The sequence below is a fragment of the Arthrobacter psychrochitiniphilus genome (assembly GCF_003185915.1).
Classification (GTDB): domain Bacteria; phylum Actinomycetota; class Actinomycetes; order Actinomycetales; family Micrococcaceae; genus Specibacter; species Specibacter psychrochitiniphilus.
In genome coordinates, this window is the sequence record NZ_QHLZ01000004.1 from 112,701 (window position 1) to 131,314 (window position 18,614).

The following is an 18,614-nucleotide window of genomic DNA, read 5'->3' on the forward strand; positions in this document are numbered from 1 at the left end:
GACAGGCAGACCAATAATGCGCAAATTCCTAGTAGTGGGTTGTGGCGGATCCGGCGGATCGACCCTGGCATTCATGATGGACCAGCTCAAGTCCGAGCTAGCAGCACACGGAGTTGATTCAATTCCTGCAGGCTGGCAATTTGTTCACGTTGATGTCCCAACAGCACCTGACACTGATATTGCCGGTATTGGGACTGTCTTCCAGCAAGGTGGAGATTATATTGGCACCGGCCCCGCCAGCGGCAGCTACTCCATTTTGGATAACGCCTTGAGCCAAACACTCAACCAGGCCTCCGCGCTTGGCGAAATTGGCACATGGGCACCGCGGGAGCCAGAACGGATCCACACACCGATCCACAGCGGTGCGGGGCAGATGCGTGCTGTTGGCCGCATGATTACGCTGAGCAAAACCAATGAGGTCCGCAGCGGTCTAGAACGCGCCTTCCAGCGACTAAATCTCGTTGAGACGAACACCGAAATGGCTTCCCTGAACGTTCCCGGAATGGGCGACTTCCATCAAGCCGATCCACCCATGGTCCTAGTGGTTTCCTCCATGGCAGGCGGTGCCGGCGCCTCCATGGCACTTGACGTTTGCAGACTCCTCTCGCTGATTCCCGGCGTCACGCCCTCGATGATTGGTGTCTTCATGGTGGCGGCGGATGCCTTCGACGGTCTTCCGCCGGCAGCCCGTGGAGGGGTACGTGCCAATGCGTTGGCCATGTTGGGTGAGATTGTTGCCGCACAGACAACAGCCGCTGCCGGACATGACACGGCAACCTTGTCCGCATTGGGCCAGAAGAACGGTCTACAACCCGGGCTACCCTTTGCCCGTGTCTTCCCTGTGGGCCGCTTTGCTGGCGTTTCCCGGACCATGTTTGGTGATGGTAGCCAAAATACGCTGTATCGCGGCCTAGGCCGCGGCCTTGCCGCCTTGATGCTCAGCGGGAAGGCTTCAGGCGACTTCATCGCTTACGACCTCACTAATAACTCCACCGACAAGCCTGCATTGCGTGACACCTTCGGGTGGGGCGCCAGCTCGGAGAACCTGGCCTGGGGCGCCTTTGGCTTTGCCAGTTTGAGTATGGGCCGTGATCGTTACAGTGAGTATGCGGCACAGCGTCTGGCTCGTACTGCTGTTGACAGGCTTCGGCTCGGACACATGCAGCCTGGCAGTACGGCGTCATCCATTGATCAGGTCAATGCCCTGGCGGATAGTCAGTGGAGCAACATTTGCCGCGCCATGGAACTGCCGGTTCCCAGCGGCGTCGTCATCAACCAAAACGATGTGCAAGCTTGGTTCAGCGCATCCGCATTCACCCGTGAAGACGCCGCCCGGATCTCTAACTCCATTACGGACGAGCAGATTGTGCCCTACATTCCGCAGGCGGGAGGTGTCCCGGCTAGTCAGTGGCTGGGCGGCCTGCGTCAACGACTGCACGAGCGCAAACCCGCGCTGACCAATGTGGCTGTCGAAGCCGCCTACCACTGGGGCTACGGCTACAAGGATCACCTGCTGGCCCGTTTCACCACAGTGGTGGAAGATTCAATCAGCCAGTTCGGGTTGCCCTACGCCCGGATCGTGGTGGACCGTATTGAAGCACTCATCAAGGAGCAACTCCTGGGCACGCTGGAGACCATGGCCGCTTACGGTGTGCCGCCGGTGGCAGCCATCCCGCAACAGTTTGAAACCGAGATTGCCATGATGAAGGTCATTGCAAACGGGCAGGCAGTCATTGACCGACTCGTAGACATGCTGCGCGGGCAGACATCGAATCTGCTCCAACTGCAGGTAGGCAAAACGATGTCCACCGTGTTGTCCGCCTTTGCCAGCGAGGTTGTGGGGCCCATGCGCGAGGCGCTGAGCGAATCCTTGACCATCCTGGATCAAGCCCAAGCAGCACGTCCCACCGCAGTGGGGCTCGCCAACGTTGCCACGAACCAGTACTCTGCCTGGCCCAGCGATGACAACCTTTCGGTGCCTGCCCGCTTTGATGTGGCAGATAACGAAATCCTGATCACCGAATCCAAGACGTTCTCCACGCAATATGAGAATGACATTGTGGAGGCAGGTTCGGCAGGCGCCGGTCAGCGCGGCTTCAAGGAGGGCCAGTGGCTTGTTGTGGGCCAATCTATCAGGGGCCTTTGGCCTGTGGCCGGCGGAGATCTAGCCCCGGGCGGTTTGATGGAGCAGCTCACGTCCTGGCAGCCTGCAGAGTTCAACCGTGACCCCTTGACGGCCAAGCCCCTAACACCGTCTCGGGCATCGTTCCATGTGCATGTTGCTCCCGCGGAACTACTGTACCGGGCCCGTAAGTTCGTGGCTCGCAAGAACGAATCCTTCGACAAATTCTGCTCACTTTCACTGCGCGAGTACGTGAGGGGAACTGACGCGCGGCCCTCGGAAATCCCTGAGCGTCAGCGCGATGTGATCGCCAAGTTCAACGAGACTCTCAACCGTGCAGTGCCGCTGATCAGCGTGAACCGTGAAGTAGTGCAACAACTCCACACTGACGATGTGAAATACCGTTTCAAGTTCTCCTCCGTGCCCTTCGGTGAATTGGATGAGGTATCCGCCGCATTATTCTCAAAAATTGCTGAGAATGATGACATCGCGGAGGAAACAGCGGCCATCCTGGCCCAAGCCATGACAAGCGAGGACAAGGTCCAGCGGATCGATATCTTCGGCTCGTACCGCAACTACTCGCCGCTGGTCTTTGATTCGGTTCTGGCCCCCGTTGCCCAGCAATGGGCGGGAACATCATTGCCTGAACGCAAGAGTTTCTGGAGCCAGCGCCGCTCACGCCCACTGGCCGCATCCTTGCCCATGGGCGATGAAGAACGGCAGGCCCTCGTATCAGGCTGGTTCGTTGCCCAAATCACCGGCAGGCTGCGCCTGCCCGAACCGCCCTACACCTCAGCCGTGGAAGTCTGGGACGAGGAAAACAAGCGCTGGTCCCAATTCCCCAACCCGCTCCTTACACCGCCCTCACAGTTCCTGGCCAAGTCTTATGATTGGCTCCCGGCAGTTCTGGAATCGTACCTGCTAGCCGTAGCGAACACGCACCAAACCCCGGTACTCTCCTCCATGCGGCCCTACAACTTGCTGCGGAGTATCTATGACGGCAGCATAGAGGAGCCGGCGTCCGGCCTGTTTGAAATCTCGGCAGTTGACGATCTGGCCCAGTGGATCGCGCGGGGCCAGACGAAGTCGGGCATGGCCGGCCGGGTGCCGGAACTGACCGCGAACAGCACCATGGAAGAACGGTACGAGAACACTGCCAAGTGGCTCACGTCCATTCGCGACCTAGCAGGGGTTCATTTCATGGAACCCGAATATCTCGGAGCGCCGGGCGGTGGTTCATTCTCGAAGATTCAGAACCGCAAGGCAGCGTCAGCAACTCCGCTGTTCCGCGACATCGCCCCAGATATTTTCGCAAGTCTGGGAATTCTGCTGGAACATTTGGAAATAGCTTACAAGCGGGCATTGTCCGGGCCGGAATCTGGTCCGGACAGCATGAGCCTACCTGATTTGGGGGCGTTCTAGCATGGCAGCCTTGAATGTTCTTGTTGCCGCAAAGGGGCAGTTGGCCGGTCTGCGAGAGGTCCTCACTGACTGGTCAGGGCTTGGGCTGGTGGACGGCTTTATTTGGGTGGAACAGGATATGGTCACCCCCACCGGCATCAAAGGCATTGAAGTCATCGGTGGAAACCAGCGGGCTGTGAGCTTGCAGTCCATGGCCGCCGCAGCGGGCAACTACGACCGCATCCGGGTAGCCGTGCTGGTCAATGCCGCCGAGGGTGCCTTGCAGGTTCCGGCAGACACCGGGCAGCGGATTGCGCTGTTCCTTGAATCATCTTTCGGCGGCAGGCCAGTGACTCGGGTCAGGGCCGTCACGGCGCGGATCCAGGATTTAGAGACAGTCCAGGAATTTGCCCAGGAGGGTTGGCACAACGTGGTGTTTGCGCCGGAAGAATCTTCCGGTGTGAACCAGGGGCACAGTCTGCTCTACTCCACCACCGATCCCTTTGACCTTGGCCGCCATGCTGCTGTGGGGTGCGCTGGAATCCTGGGGATGTGGCACGGCATGGAAGGTTCGGTGCTGGACCATGAAATGCCATTGCCAGGAAGTAATGCCCGTCTGGTGCGCTCCTTCTACCGCAATTTGGACGCCACAGCCGTAGAACAGGAACTGCGTTCCCAGATAACAAACGTTGGGGAGCGGCTCCCGCTACCAGCTCGAATGGGATCCTCAGCTATCTACATTGAAGATGTTGCACTGGCCTCACGGACCATGGCCGAGCAGTTGTGGACCAAACACGCGCATGTGCTCCAAGGTCCGAGGGAACAGCAGGTGGTCTCTACATCCAAACCGATAGGCGCCTGGACGGCGCTGAAAATGATGTTTGGCTTTATTTGGGCTGCCCTCAAGAATGCGCCGCGCAACTGGGTCAACAGCATGGCTGTGCGCATCAAGTCTCAAGCCGCAGCCACCGTTCATTCGGTTGTGTTCGGTTCCGCCCCGGCCCAGTACACGGTAGTTGTTGATGGCATTGCCCCGGATGGCATGCCTGCCTCGTGGCTGGATGTCCGTGAGGCAGCCATTGGACTGGATAAAGTGCTGGAAAATGCTGGCATGCCGCGTGAACACGAGATCCATGCGGATCTGTCCTCTCTCTGGCAAGACTATGCCGCTGGCGCATTGACGCTGGCGGATGCAGGAGAGCGGGTACCGTCACTGCCGCCTGTCCAGATCGGTACCGAGCGTGGGGTCCTGCGCAGCCCGCATTCTGCCGTTCCACGGGCTGCTGACAGCTTCTCCAATGTTCCCGCCCATCTGAATGCTTCCATGTCATTGAGTCCGGTGCCGCCATACGATGTGATGGGAATTTACAACACCGAACAGCGGCTGCAGACGGCCAGTGCAGACCCCAATCTTGGCGTTCCAGCAAGTACCGCACTGAATGCAATGCGCGGCTGGAAACAATACTTTGCCGATAGTTACGCCGTTCACGTAGGAAACCGGATAGCACAATTTCTGATCTCCACCACGAGCGAATTGCAGGTGGTCCTTCAAAGGATTCGCCAGGCCGGCGATGCTGCGGACAGCCTGGCCCCTGTTCTGCAGGCACAGAAGAAACTGGCCACCTGGATGAAGATCATCCTGGGCATTGCCGTGGTTGCAGTCATCGTTACAGTTGTTTTGCTACTCACCGCCACGATCGAGGGAGGCGTTGCTGCGGCCATTATTGGCGGCATTGTCATCCTTTGGTTGATCACGGCACTAATTGTCTTCATGCGAGGGCAACGTGAACTGTTCAGGCTGCTCAACGCCCGTAGCGTCATGCTGGAACAGGATGAGATCAACCGCCGGAACTTACGCCACATCCTTCGTGATTTGCGGCGTTTGGGGGACACTTACAGCCAGTTCTTGGCGTGGTCGCACGTAGTGGGCAATGTGTTACATGAACCCTTTGGCAAGGTGGAGGGGCAGGGTGCTGTCAAGGACGTGTACGTGCAGGGCCTGCCCTTGAACGTAAAAGTTGGCAGTGCCGCAATCCAGACCCAGTCCATCAGCATGGCTGCAGCGCAGCTCCGCCAAGGCATATTTTCCACCGGCTGGTTGAATCAGTCCTGGACCACTGCCATCAATGGTGCGCCCGCTCAATTGGGTGCGCGAGGCTTTGAGATTGCAGGCAATCCGGATGTGCTGTTCCGCCAGCAAGGCGACGGCGACACTTCCCTGCTGCCTTTGTGGATTGCGGCGTTGGATGAGCAAGGGATCAACAATGCTGCCAGTCACGAAGTCTGGAACCGTGTGTTGGCTGAACTGCAAACCACGCGTTCGGACCTTGCCGAAGGAATGACTTCGGCTGTCAACGAGGTCCGTGGAGCAACGGTGGTGCAGTCCACTTTGGCAGCGTTCATGTCGGGCATGAGCCAGGCGGATGCAGCCATGCCGAGCCAGTTCGACGGCGAGGTGCTCACCGATCTGGGACGTAACTCAGGCAAGGGCCGCGTTGAACGCAGCGTCCCATTCCATGCCCGTAACGGCATGAGCCAATGGGCCGGGCTGGTTCAGTTGAGCCAAGGCATCGGTGCGCACGAATTCAAGGCCTATAGGGAAGCCCCGAGCGGTCCCAAATGGTGGGAAAGCTCTGCCGAGCAGGGTGTTCCCACACCTGAGGTTTGCAACGTCGAGGTGCCGGATGGGCCCGTCTTCTAGACCGCGGCGGGACAGTACTATTTCGTCGTCGTCCTTTGACAGCGGGAGGACAGCAGCGGAAATCCACAGCAGTAAAGGTGAACGCAATGACAATTGATCAAAAGTATGAGGCGCGGCTCAGTGCATTGCGCTTATGGGCCAACGACGTTGCGGCCAGGGGGTACCTTGCCCCGTCGGAGAATGATTTGGCCGCGATTGCCATTGCCAAGGGAGTTGACGCGCCCGGCGTCGATGTGGATCTCGTGCAGGCGTGGCAGGGTGCCATCCGCACGTTGTTGAAGCAGGTGGCATTCAACATTGCCGATCCACACCGTCAGCTGGGCAGCGAATACGACCGGCCAGAAGGTGCAGCAGCTGTCCGGGCCTCCGCCCCGCCCGAAGTCACCGCACCCGGGCCTGTGCGAGCTCAGCCTTTGGAATATGTTGTGGAAGAGGTAGACGTGGAAGTTACCGAACAGTCGGTCCCCGCAGCCCAAGCGCCTGCACCGCCAACGCTCGCGGAACGATGTGAGGAACTGTTGAAGAACTGGCGCAGGGCGGCAGTGGATGAAGGACGGCCATTTGCCAACCAAATCAAGGATCGAAACTTGCGAGCCGTGGCCAACAGCAAACGTGATTTGGAAGCAGTCCAGGCGCAACTGCCTGGTTTTGCACAAGATTATGCGCAGGAAATCGTGAACCTTCTGGCCGCTGTGGCCCCGCCAGCTGAGATGTCCCACTCCGGCGCACCGCCTCTGCCGGATGCTGCGCCACACCCGCTTAGCGCTCAACCATCGATGGTGCCGCCCGCTGTCTCCACAGGAACGGCCTCTGTGCACTCTGAGGCCCCGGCCAAGGCTTCCACTTCAGCCATGGCCCAGCAAGCACAGCCCAGCGTTGCTGCGGCCGCAACTGCCAGCGCGCCGGGTCAAGCGGCTTCTGGGGTGCTGGAGGTGAGCATGTTTGCTGCCTATGACTTCATGTCAGCAGAAACAACACCGGGCGAGATCAAATTGACGCGAACCCAGGATGGGTCCCGCCGTTACGCGTGGGACCCCAACTCCGACCCTGGTGACTTTAAGATTTACCGCATTATTTCCGGCGATGGGATGGTGCCTTACAACCCAGACCAAGCTGACGTCATTGCCATCTCCACAGACGCGGCTGCCTTGGATCCTCGAGCATTCCGCACTGCTGTTCGCCATGTTCAGGTCTGGTGCAACTCCGGTCGGGACCAAACTGACGCGTTAAACTCCCAGCCCGTTCTGCACGCAATGCTGGATGTGGTGGGTGAAGTTCCTGTGGTGGACATCCGTGAAGACAGCGGCAGGATCATTGGACAATGGACGGCGCTTCCCGGAACTGAAAAAGTTCAGATCTTCCGTATTCCTGCCGCAGTGGCAGCATTTGCTGGCAGTGACCCCGCCTACCGGATCTTAGCTGGTGGGACCAACCTGGGCGGTTTTGTCGATGCCGAGGCCGAGCGCGGTGTCAGCTACATCTACAAGGTGTATACGGAAGCTGCGGTCCATAACGTCAATCGGCTATCGGCACCCGCCGTGGTCCATATGAACGTATCCTCTGTCCTGTTGCCCGTTGATGATCTTGCCGCAACGGTCAAAGCCGACGACGATAATGAGACCGTCCTCGTTGACTTGAACTGGAGCATTCCGCCCGGGGGCCGCGTGGACATTTACCGTACCGCCACCCGGCCGGCTGCCGGCATTGAGCTAAAAGCCATCGAAGAAGCTACTTTGGAACAGGGTGGCCTGCGCCCTGAATTCCGGTTGGCCCACCCCATAGAGCCTTTGGATGGCACGGCCTCCATGCTCAATGTCCCCTGGCCGGTGGAATGGACCAGAACGTACTTCACACCAGTGACAGTTCTTGAGGGCCGCGCACATGTGGGCGCCAGCACGGTGAGCACCCGGCCCACCAGAATCCGCAATGCCAAGGTTGTGGAACGTGTGGACAGTCAGATCCTGACGTTTGAATGGCCAGACGGTGCCGATGCTGTGATGGTTTACAGCGGGGCTCCCGGTCAAGGTGCTGAAGCTGCGTTGACCGGCCAGCCGCAAGAGATTTCCCATTCGGGATATAACCAGCGCGGCGGCCTCTACTTCTCTACTCTGCTGCCGGCGGTAGGCTGCGACCTGCACTTGGTTCCCGTCAGCTATGAAGCCGGGTCGAGGGTCAGCGGTACTGTCACCACCATCAACTACCCCTGGCTGCTGCGTGTTTCTTATAACGTGGCGCAGCGAAAGAACCGATTCACAGGCAAGATCACCGGGTTGACGGTGGCGGTGCAATCCCGCATGCCGAACGCACAGTTGCCGGGATTCGTACTCGTCTATCATCCTGAGCGGCTGCCTCTGACTGCGGCGGATGGGCTGCACCTGAATATGATGCGTGACATGGACGGAGCTGCTCCGGCGGCCCGTGTGTTCCAACCCGAAAACAGGGCGCCATCAGACCCTGCCGATGTTTGGAAGACTGACCAGCCAACGTGGGATGCCGAAGTTCGCCCGGGGACAGGATATGTTCGGCTATTCCCGGCAGTGGCGCTGGAGGGGCTTAAGATGATGGCCGTACTGGATCCTGGCGTCAACGAGCTCTCATTGTTGTCCCGGGGCAATTCAGCGTGGGGGCTGCTCGGTGGACGCTGAGACTTCGTTGCCGCGATGGGGTCAGCTTAGCTATGCCTCCTTCGATCTGGGCCATGGGACACGGGGAGGGTGGCAGTTGAAGGAGCGTAGCGGTGGCCTACTCGATCAGGAATTTGCTGCCCTGCAGTCCAGGATAGTAACCCAATTCGACCCAGTGGTAGCGCCCAATGATTTCCCTGGGAGTGCAGAGATTGCAGCCATGCCCAGGCGTTTTACCCATGTTCGCGACGAATCCGGCCAAGGCCGCTACTGGCACGCCGTCATGGCCGGTGCGGATACGTCCGGACGGCCGGGAAACGTTTTCAGCCATGTCCTGGTGGACAGAAACCCCGAAAATGCCAGCCCAGGAATCCGGCCCATCCAATGGTGGAATTCGCCCGAGTTACTGCGGCCATACGGTGCTGAGCAGGTCAATGGCGCAAAACTCCCCGTGTTTTCGGCAGGAGCTTTCGCCCCTGGGCTGGGGGCCTCTAGCGTCTTGGACTTCCTCTTCGCCCAAAATGTGTGGCGGGCCGGAGTGCTTGCCGTTCTCCTTGATGCTGTGAGTGGGGCAATGCGTGGGGGACCCGGCGTCGTACTGGTTGCAGACTCGACGAACAACGCCGCCTTGTGGACGGCCGCAGTGAGCTTCCTGTGTTCTCCCCACTTTGCCCGGCAGCTTAACTTTTCACTCTTTGAACGTGCGGCTTCGCTGGAGACAGTCTTTGCCCGTGGTGTCCATCTTGCTTGTGTACCGCGTGAAGATGCGCCGTTGTTGGGTGAGCTCTCAGGCATTGTGATTCTTGATGAGGCGGAAACCCCAAATATGGGGGACGTGGGAGGTCACCCGCACACCACGGCGGCCGGATCCACCATTTCTGCAACATATTGGGGAACATTGGCTCAAGACGCTGTTGCCTCGCGTGAAACAACACAGGAAGTCATGGCGGAATTGGACCACGTCAGTGCGCGGTTGGGAGAGACCGGGGCCGACCCCAGCTGGCCACTGGCATTGACGGCTGTGCGGCAACCGCATATTTTTGCGGATGCGGCTGCCGAGGCTGTTGTTGTGTTGACGATGTCCTCGCCGCCCTCCCTGCGCAATGACGGCGAACTTTTGGCTCAGACACTGGCGGCCATCAGCGCATCCGGCAGTGTTCATGCGCAGGATGCGTGGAATGAGCTCTTTAGGGGTGAGACATCCGAGCTGGTCCGAGAAACACTGGTGCAGACCTATCTTGAACGGGCCTTAAACGATGTTGACTGGCTGGAACTCCCCGGCAGTGTGCCGTTGCCGGAGGACTACCGGGTGGAGGTTAACACTGCGAGCCTGAAGGCTCTGGCCCGGTCAACCATCCTTGGGCTTCGCACCAGGCTGGCCGAACAGAGCAGCCGTCAATCCGTGTTAACGGCTCCGGGTGTGCTGGACTTTGTTGCTTCATGCCAGCTGATTGATTTATCAGCAAGGGCTGACGCTGAACTCGCTGATGCCACGGAAGAGATCATTGAACGGGTGATCGGTGCTGTCATTGACTTTGATGATGAGGCACAAGCATTAGCCGAGATGAACGGCCCTTTGCGCAGTGGCGATGTGGCCCGGAGGTTCTTGGACGGTGTGGCACGCACAGGACGATTTGAACAATCCCTGCCTGGGAACCGGATGCCTGCAGTGTTTCGGGATTGGTTGTTCCCCGGTGTGCCCCAGGCTGTGGTCCCGCAAGAGCTGAGCCGCAATGGCATGAAGCTCGATCCCATGATTGTTGAGGTGGCGCTGTGGCGTTGCGTCAACGGGCAGGGGGCCGTTGATAAGGCGCGAGTCGTTGCGGCCGTAGGGCTGATGGAAACCTTTTCCGGAACGCAAGAACCAGAGCTATTGCCGCAGCTTCTCTTTAACCAGGCCACTGCGTGGAATGGTGAAGAGCTGTGGCTCGTTGAAAAACGGTGCCCCAAGGAACTGCCCGGAGAGTTGTTTTACACCGTTCTGTTGGAGGAACCGTGGTCCCAAGGCCTTGCGGAACTGTGCAAGCTAGTGAGTATGCGGGGGGTTCAAGACATCACGCCGTTGGAAGCTGAACTGGCCAACCTGCGCCGGGCCAGCGAAGACCAGGCTCCGGGAGGGACCGGTCTGGCCCACTCCTGGGCGCAAGGCAGTCCTGATGTGGTTTATGAGAAGGCCGTGATGTTCGTGCGGACACTGGACAACACTCTGACAGGCTTGGGCCGGATGCTTGGGCCAGGAAGCGTTAGCGCACTTCTGGTGGTTGCAACGGTCATAGTTCTGGGTTCGGACAAGCCATTTGGGCCGTGGCCGCACGCCCTGAAACAACAACTGAGCAGTCTCGGGCGGATGGCGGATCCCGGAATTGCCAACGCGCTTGGCAGGTGTGTGGAAACGAGCTGTCTCAGTATTGCCGACGCCGAGCATCTGGGCAGGATCGCCTTGTACATTCAGCCCGGCTTTCCAGTGGGCGCTGGCCTGGAGGAGCGCTACCTGGGCGGTATCCGGGTGCCTCTGAATGGAAGCTATGTTCCTGTTCTGGAAGTTCCGCTGCGCAAGGTCCTGGCGACCATGCCACTGTACGATCTTGATGGCGCCGCTGCCGCAACCCTGGAAGTCATCCGCGAGGGATTGCCGGAAACGGAATCGGATCGCCAACGGGAGAAGGCGTTCCAGAAACGCGAAAAGATGTTCTCCGTTTGGTGGCATCAGTTGTGTACCGAATCTGGAAGGATGGCGGCAGAACAGGACCGCCCAGCCTTCCGTGAGTCTATTAAGTCCATCAAATCGGCGTTGTGGAAGGATCGATAATGCCCACTTACATGTTGGAGGGCGCAGCTGAGGTAAAGCTCAATGTGCGCCCCCTGAGGTTCATCCTTCGCCTTGAAGGCCCCGGCGTCCAAGGCTGGTTGGAGATCTCCCAAGACTCCCGAGCCGTACAGAACGTGATGCGTCCACCCAGTGCGGACAGTATGGTGATCCTGCCGCAAGTGGCTGGTGCCACCATGGTCTCGCTACTGCCGGTTGGGATGGAACGGTTCCCAGCCCCCACAATCGCCCACCTGTCCATTGTTGTGGAAGACAAGGTGACCGCGGATCCACAACGGGTTGTGTTGGCCCCCGTTGACGTTTCCGGGCTGGATCGCAAGGACCTGATCTTTATTTCTCCTGGCGAAGGGGCCTTGAGCGTTCGGGCAGCACACAATCAGGCAGACGCTGATTTAGGCGCGCTTGGCAACGCAGCGCGAGTGGCCACGAGGGAAATTCTGGGACTGCAATGGGTGGAGCCAGCCCTGTCCGTGAACATGGTGGTTGCTGTGGATGGCTCAGGATCCACCGTGGATCTGGTTCAAGAAGGGACTATCGCTACCGTGGCTCAGGTGATTGCCGGGATTTCCCAAGTTGTATCAAACGGCCGGGACGTCAACGCGGCAATTGTTGACGAGTCGTTCCACCTGCTGCCACCTGCTGACCTGGCGCAACTGCCAGCGCTTATCAACGAACACTTCAAGAACCGGATTCCATCCAGCGGTTTCCGTTCAACGAGCCGCCTTGATAGTCACTACGGGCTCCCCGCACAGCAGCTGGTGTATCTGCTCACTGATGGGCTGCCTGCGGATGCCGAAGAGCTGCCACGGTATGGGTCCGGGGAGGAAATCCGCCACATAGTGGCAGTTGGTGATCCGGCAGCGTGGCAGCTTTTGGGCGGCTCGCATGCTCCCAACACACTCATAGAAGCGCCTATCCAAGGCGAATCGGTCAGTGACAGGCTGCTGCGGGACCCCCGTGCACTATCTGCAGTGGTCGCATCACTACTGCAGGCATGTTTCCCTGCAGGCTCGGATTTGTCAGGGAAGGTGAACCGATGAGCACTAAATGTCCTAGTTGTTTTCAGGAGATTACGGATCAGCAGGCGTTCTGGGTCTGTACTACAGGGCTATGCCCCACAGAGACTGACGAAGTGGCTAGCGGATTCATGGGTTTCGAAGTCAAAAATGGTCCCAAAATATATCAGCCACCACCCGCTGATGCCGGTAAAAACTGGCGCCCGGCAGATACCGCCGCGTGCGGTGGCTGCAACGAACCGGCACAGGATGCATGCCCGCGCTGTCACTACGTGCTGCCTATTGATTGGCGTGTGGGGCGGGCTACGTGCATTGCCATGAGTGGCGCCCGGGCAACCGGGAAGTCACTTTATTTGGCTGTTTTGGTCAAAGAACTGAAGTACTTGATGAGCCTGCTCAATTGCTCGGTTGACTTTGCAGACAACCGTTCACGGGAGAAGTACACGGAAATTTATGAGAAGCCACTCTTCAAGGAGCGCGGCCTCATGAACCCCACCCCCAGCAATCTGCAGGCGGATTCGTACACCCGCGACCCGGTGATTTTGAGCCTTGGCATGGTCAATGGGGTGCGCCGTTTCCTCTCCATTCGCGACGTTGCGGGTGAGGACATGGAGAACCCTCCAGAAAACCTGCGTCCGCTCTCTTTCCTGGCTAATGCCGATGCTTTGTTCTTCATGTTTGATCCGCTGGCCGTCCCCGATATTCGGCTCAAATTGCAGGACCTCATCCCCGCGCAGCTCCTTCTCGGAGGGGACCCGCAGATGGTCTTGGGAAATCTGCTGCGCATGCTGGGTTCCGCAACACCACATTTGGCGGTGATCCTGTCCAAGTTTGATGCGCTCCAGGAAATGCGCAATGTGGATGATGTTGCATGGCAGTCAATCATGTCCAACTCAGGGGCTGCTTTTCTGCGAGACCCAAGTCTGCAAAGTGCTGCCTACAACCAGCAGGATGGGGACCTTCTGCACGAGGAAGTGCGCAGCCTGTTGCACAAACTTGAGGCCAAGAACCTTGTTATGAGTTTGGAGAATCCAAATAACGGACGGCCGTTGAACTACCGCTTCTTCGCGGTCTCAGCCCTCGGCGAATCACCCAATGGGAAATCCGTGCACGCCCGGGGGATAGCCCCGTTTAGGTGCCTGGACCCGGCGAAATGGGTTCTGAGCGCTACGGGTGTCCTCTAGAAGTTCGCCCGGCTAGGCCAGCGGATACGGGCAACATTATCAAAGGTGGAACGGTCATGGATCTGAACATTTGGTTGAATTTCCTCATGCAGTCCGCCATGATTGCTGCCCTGGCCAGTCTGGTTTTTGGCGGACTGGCCGGGTATGCGCTGGCTTCTCTGGGCAGTATCCCGGTGTGGGTAGGAATCCTTGTTGGCGCCTTGATACCCGTGCTCGGTTTGCTGATCTTGGCCATTGTGGCCTTGGCCAGTCACAAAAAGATGGCGCCCCTTCCCGGGGAACTGTGGTGGATTCGCTCCCGTGCAGGAAGAGTTTTCTTGACAGCACTGGGTATCCTGGCGGCAGTGTTGCTGTTGTCCATGTTTCTGGGCTGGTTCAAGATGCGAATTGCGGGGATACCCGCGCTGAGCATTGGCGCCTGGGGCACAGTCATTGGGGCCGTCTTGGTGATTTCCCTCGTGGTTGTTGTGGGTGCGGCTGCGCTCGGGGTAAGGCGTCCCACACGTACGGGGGCCGTGCTGATGGGCTGGTTTGGCTGCTGGTGGATGTTCCTCTCCGTCGTGGCCATTGCACTCCAAGCCCCGGCTGTCTCCCTTGCCAGTTCGGTGGGTGCGCTCAAATATACGGTGGGGGACGTGACGAAGTTGCTGAACCTGGAAAATGTGGCGGGGGAGGTGCGACTTCCCGACGGCGTTGACCCGGCATGGTTGGGCTTGGACAGTTCCACTGTGGACCTGTCCACGGTTGATCTGGGCCAAGCCATCCCCGATCTCTCCTTCAGCGTGGGGCCCGGGTGGTGGTTGGCCCTCACCTTCGGTTTTGGTGCCGTGGTGTGGTCCTTTGCCATGATCAACAGGGCGTCCGAGAGGACCCGAGCGTGTGCGGCACCAGCAACGCATCTTATTAAAATTGACCCCGTTCAATCCCAGGGTTTTGGAGCGCCGGGGCCATATACCAACATGCCGCAGCCTTACAACGGCCAAAGGAATTATTGGGAACAGTAAACGGGCACCCTGGCCCGGATGCTGCAGCACTATCCAAGGAAGCGCCCAACGGGGCCGGGCAGTGGATAAAAAACAGCAACTTCAATGCACAGACGCAAGGAGTACGGACGTATGGAGAAAATTTCATTGGATGCCAAGGGCCAAAACCGGCTCAATATCTTAATCAGGTGGGCTGCTGAGCTAACCCGCGCCGGGCGTCAAGTGCCAGATTATGCAGACTTGGAACTTATTGCCCACACCAATGTTGTCGCTGTAGACGGTGCCGGGGCTCACGTTGTTCAGGCCTGGGAGCCCACCATCAGTTGGATGCTCAAACAGGCAGCCTTTGGCGTAGGTGACCCCTACCTGCATCTGCCGGAAGAGCTTCTCATCCCGGCAGGAAGCGAACCGGAGGTGGCCGCCGTCGTCCAGGTGGAGGTGACAGTAGAAGCAGTACAGATAGAAGAAGTGCAGGTGGAAGTATCGCTTGCCCCCTCTCTTGAATCCGTTTCTGTCCCGGTCCCGGCAGAGGCGCAGGCGGCAGAGCCCAAAGCGGTGCCAGTATCCCGCACCCCCAAATGGGAACTTGCAGCGATTGAACAAGTGCACGAGGCCATTAAGCGCTACGTCAAGCCGCTTGAGGCGCTCAAGGCCCGGGATGCCAACGAGGGAGATACCCGCATGGTGGTGACGGACATGCTGTGTGAGGGGCTGGACTATGACAAGTTCAAGGACCTCACCACCGAATACATGGTCAAGCAGGACTTTGCCGACTACGGTGTGCGGATCGACAAGCAGATGGTGGCCTTCATCGAGGTCAAACGGATCAGCCAGAAACTCAACGAACGCCACCTGCGCCAAGTACTCATGTACGCGGTCAATGAAGGTGTGGAGTGGATGGTGCTGACCAACGGTGCCGTGTGGCAGACCTACCACCTCACCGGCGGGTTGCCCGTGGTGGTTGATCTGGTGTTTGAGGTTGATCTTTTGGGGCCGGCACCGCTGGCTGAGAAAACAGAATTGATGTTCCTGTTGCACAAGGAAGCCCTGAAGCGCCGGCGCATTGATCAGATGTGGCGGCACAGGGCAGCCACCGAACCTGGCGCGCTGTTGGAGTTGATCCTATCCGAGGCCATGTTGGATGAGTTGCGCAAGGAAGTACGCCGCAGAACGGGCATCGCCACCACGGCAGAGGCTCTCAGCGAAGTGATTCGCACTGAAATTGTGGATCCAAAACTGCTGGCAAAGCTGTTTAAGGCCTAGCCACGAGGGGGCCTAGTCACACCGCGGCTCAATGGCCGCTCCCACGTAGACTGGCACCATGACTGACGCCTCTGCTGAACGCGATGACTCTGTTAACCACGTTGACGCGGGGGCCCTGACGGCCCTGCCCAAGGCTGAGCTGCACCTGCACATTGAGGGCACGCTGGAACCGGAATTGATCCTGGAACTGGCGGCACGCAATGGCATCGCGTTGCCGTTCCCCACGCTTGAGCTGCTGCATGAGCAGTACCAGTTCACCGATCTGCAATCCTTCTTGGATCTTTATTACGCCAATATGGCAGTGCTGGTAACGGCGGATGATTTTACCGATATGACCCGTGCGTATTTGCGCCGGGCCAAAGAGTGCGGGGTACGCCACGCGGAAATCATGTTTGACCCGCAGGCCCATGTGGCGCGGGGCGTGGAATTGGCCACGGCGGTCAACGGCATAGCGGCTGCGCTCGCTACCAGCGTGGCTGACTTTGGTATCTCCACCGAACTCATTGCTGCTTTCCTGCGTGATGAATCCGAAGGCTCAGCGCTGGAGGTGTTGGAAGAACTGCTGGCCATGAAGGCGCCGATCATCGGCATTGGGCTGGACTCCGCAGAGGTGGGCAATCCGCCGTCGAAGTTCATCCGGTTGTACAAGCGGGCAGCCGAGGCGGGGTTGCGGCTCGTGGCCCACGCGGGGGAAGAAGGCCCACCCAGCTACGTTGAGGACGCCTTGAACTTGCTGGGTGTGGAACGCATTGACCACGGCATCAGGGCTGTTGAGGACAGGATCCTGGTCAAGCGGCTGGTTCGGGAGCAAACCCCCCTGACAGTTTGTCCGCTCTCGAATGTGCGCCTGCGGGCGGTGGACACCTTGGCTGCGCACCCCCTGCCGCAAATGATTTCAGCAGGGCTCAATGTCTGCGTCAATTCCGATGACCCCGCCTATTTTGGCGGCTATGTGAGCGCCAACTTCGAAGCACTGGCTGCCGAGTTCGGCTGGGATGTGGCAACCGTGGAGCTTCTGGCGGGCAACTCCATCCGTTCCTCCTTCGCATCGGTTGCACGCAAGGCCGAGTTGCTGGCCGAACTCGCGGCCTGGCGGGCAGCTCAGGGCTAGTTGCTGGCCCAATGTACTTAGTGTCCGTAGGCGCGGGAGCCTAGCCTCCGGCCAGCAGTTTGCTGGCCGCCTGTGCCACAGGGGCAATTTGCTCCACCAACAGCACCCCTCCCAGCCCGCACATGATGATGCCGCTGGTGAGGGTCACACCGCGGGCTGCACCCGGGCGTGAACGCAGCAGTTTACGGGCGCCGGCTGCCACGAAGGTGTAAATGATTGCGGTCATCAGAACAAAGGAAAGCCCCAGAATGGCGGACTGCAGTGGCACCGAAAATGCGGCGTCGGCCCTGATGAACTGAGGCGTAAGGGCCACAAATAGCAGCATTCCCTTCGGGTTAATGCTGCTGGTGCCAAAGCCCTGCAGGAACGCCCCCCACTCAGATCCGGGACGGTTGCGAAGAGCGTCAGCTGCTGGCAAGGAGTTTCCGGCGGCCATATCCACGGGCAGTTCGCCGTTGGGTCCCACGGTGAGGAATCCGGCACCACGCCATGACTTGGTGGTCATGAACCCGAGCCACAAAAGGTAGATTGCCCCCGCTATGGTCAGCCAGAGCAACAAGCTGGGCATGGCAGTCATCAATGCCGCAATTCCCGCCGCCAACAAGATGGTGTGCAGCACATAGCCGGAGGATAGCCCCGCAACGGCGGGAACAAAGCTGCGCTTGCTCAAGCCTGCCGCAATGGCGAACGCCCAATCCGGGCCAGGGGTGCATGTCAGAGTGACGGCGACTATAAGGAAGCCTGTGAGGGCCTGCGGATCCATGCTGCTCCTGCTGCGTGCTGTGGTGATGCTGATGGGTACCGCAATCTTAGGGAAATTTCTGCCATAAGTGTTTACCTTTTTCGCCCACAATAGTGGTTATAGCGATAAGATATATCTGTGATTGATGCTATAGACAAAGAAATTTTGCGCACGCTCCAAGCTGATGGCCGTAAGAGCGCTACCGCACTCGCCGCTGAGGTGGGGTTGACGGTTGCGCCGTGCCATCGCCGGTTAAAGGACTTGGAGGCGTCGGGTGTCATTAGCGGCTACCGGGCCATAATTGATCCGGCCGCCGTTGGGCTGGGCTTTGAAGCGTTGGTCTTTGTCACGCTGGCCCGCGTGGACCGCCCCACCATCGAAGACTTCGAAGCCATGGTTGTGGCCAATTTGCACATCACCTCGGCCCAACGCCTTTTCGGAGACCCTGACTACATTCTCAAGGTCATGGCGAAGGACCTCAGCGATTACCAGCAGTGCTTTGACAATGAACTGACCATGCTCCCCGGCGTGCAGCGTGTGAGCTCAACGTTGGTCATGAAAAACCTCAAGCCGGGTGCGGGACTGCCGCTGTAGTCTTGCGCCACGGACCAGCGTTAGAGGCCGTGACAAAAGTTAGGGT

General features: G+C 58.9%; 11 protein-coding genes. 10 read left to right on the forward strand and 1 reads right to left on the reverse strand.

The genetic code is table 11. The features are described 5' to 3' along the window. The first annotated feature begins 16 nt into the window (after window positions 1-16). The 9 genes from CVS29_RS07715 (at window position 17) to CVS29_RS07755 (ending at window position 17,232) form a co-directional block, all read left to right on the forward strand. On the forward strand, window positions 17-3,544 hold the full coding sequence (locus CVS29_RS07715; RefSeq protein ID WP_110105760.1) for a tubulin-like doman-containing protein: 3,528 nt from the start codon (window positions 17-19) through the stop codon (window positions 3,542-3,544). Window position 3,545: 1 nt separating this feature from the next. Beyond that, window positions 3,546-6,224: a hypothetical protein gene (locus CVS29_RS07720; protein WP_110105761.1), complete on the forward strand. Its 2,679-nt coding sequence runs from the start codon at window positions 3,546-3,548 to the stop codon at window positions 6,222-6,224. Window positions 6,225-6,310: 86 nt separating this feature from the next. After that, complete coding sequence (locus CVS29_RS07725) at window positions 6,311-8,869, forward strand: SaeA-related protein (RefSeq protein ID WP_110105762.1); 2,559 nt, start codon at window positions 6,311-6,313, stop codon at window positions 8,867-8,869. After that, a complete protein-coding gene (locus CVS29_RS07730; protein WP_245932114.1) occupies window positions 8,859-11,657 on the forward strand; it encodes a GAP1-N2 domain-containing protein in 2,799 nt (932 codons plus the stop codon). The genes CVS29_RS07725 and CVS29_RS07730 overlap by 11 nt, the downstream gene beginning before the upstream one ends. Then, on the forward strand, window positions 11,657-12,715 hold the full coding sequence (locus CVS29_RS07735; RefSeq protein ID WP_110105764.1) for a vWA domain-containing protein: 1,059 nt from the start codon (window positions 11,657-11,659) through the stop codon (window positions 12,713-12,715). The genes CVS29_RS07730 and CVS29_RS07735 overlap by 1 nt, the downstream gene beginning before the upstream one ends. A gap of 92 nt (window positions 12,716-12,807) precedes the next feature. After that, entirely contained in the window at window positions 12,808-13,875 is a 1,068-nt protein-coding gene (locus CVS29_RS07740) for a hypothetical protein (RefSeq protein ID WP_211315105.1), read from the forward strand. Between the two features lie 56 nt (window positions 13,876-13,931). Continuing rightward, the gene (locus CVS29_RS07745) at window positions 13,932-14,879 is read left to right on the forward strand and encodes a hypothetical protein (protein WP_110105766.1); all 948 of its coding nucleotides are present in this window, start codon (window positions 13,932-13,934) and stop codon (window positions 14,877-14,879) included. A 111-nt stretch (window positions 14,880-14,990) separates the two neighbouring features. After that, complete coding sequence (locus CVS29_RS07750) at window positions 14,991-16,121, forward strand: type I restriction enzyme HsdR N-terminal domain-containing protein (RefSeq protein WP_170120931.1); 1,131 nt, start codon at window positions 14,991-14,993, stop codon at window positions 16,119-16,121. A gap of 58 nt (window positions 16,122-16,179) precedes the next feature. Next, window positions 16,180-17,232 (forward strand): adenosine deaminase, encoded by a 1,053-nt coding sequence (locus tag CVS29_RS07755; RefSeq protein WP_110105768.1) that lies wholly within the window; start codon window positions 16,180-16,182, stop codon window positions 17,230-17,232. A gap of 40 nt (window positions 17,233-17,272) precedes the next feature. Here CVS29_RS07755 and CVS29_RS07760 read toward each other — a convergent pair whose 3' ends face one another. After that, the gene (locus tag CVS29_RS07760) at window positions 17,273-17,995 is read right to left on the reverse strand and encodes a LysE family translocator (protein WP_110105769.1); all 723 of its coding nucleotides are present in this window, start codon (window positions 17,993-17,995) and stop codon (window positions 17,273-17,275) included. A gap of 117 nt (window positions 17,996-18,112) precedes the next feature. On the opposite strand from CVS29_RS07760, the gene CVS29_RS07765 reads away from it, so the two are divergent. Beyond that, a complete protein-coding gene (locus CVS29_RS07765) occupies window positions 18,113-18,568 on the forward strand; it encodes an Lrp/AsnC family transcriptional regulator (RefSeq protein WP_110105770.1) in 456 nt (151 codons plus the stop codon). The last annotated feature ends 46 nt before the right edge of the window (window positions 18,569-18,614 follow it).

Bases quoted from the DNA above. Each gene is read 5' to 3' on its own strand.
- CVS29_RS07755 (WP_110105768.1), top strand. From the start codon at position 16,180: ATGACTGACGCCTCTGCTGAACGCGATGACTCTGTTAACCACGTTGAC.
- CVS29_RS07735 (WP_110105764.1), top strand. From the start codon at position 11,657: ATGCCCACTTACATGTTGGAGGGCGCAGCTGAGGTAAAGCTCAATGTG.
- CVS29_RS07760 (WP_110105769.1), bottom strand. From the start codon at position 17,995: ATGGATCCGCAGGCCCTCACAGGCTTCCTTATAGTCGCCGTCACTCTG.
- CVS29_RS07715 (WP_110105760.1), top strand. From the start codon at position 17: ATGCGCAAATTCCTAGTAGTGGGTTGTGGCGGATCCGGCGGATCGACC.
- CVS29_RS07745 (WP_110105766.1), top strand. From the start codon at position 13,932: ATGGATCTGAACATTTGGTTGAATTTCCTCATGCAGTCCGCCATGATT.
- CVS29_RS07750 (WP_170120931.1), top strand. From the start codon at position 14,991: ATGGAGAAAATTTCATTGGATGCCAAGGGCCAAAACCGGCTCAATATC.
- CVS29_RS07720 (WP_110105761.1), top strand. From the start codon at position 3,546: ATGGCAGCCTTGAATGTTCTTGTTGCCGCAAAGGGGCAGTTGGCCGGT.
- CVS29_RS07725 (WP_110105762.1), top strand. From the start codon at position 6,311: ATGACAATTGATCAAAAGTATGAGGCGCGGCTCAGTGCATTGCGCTTA.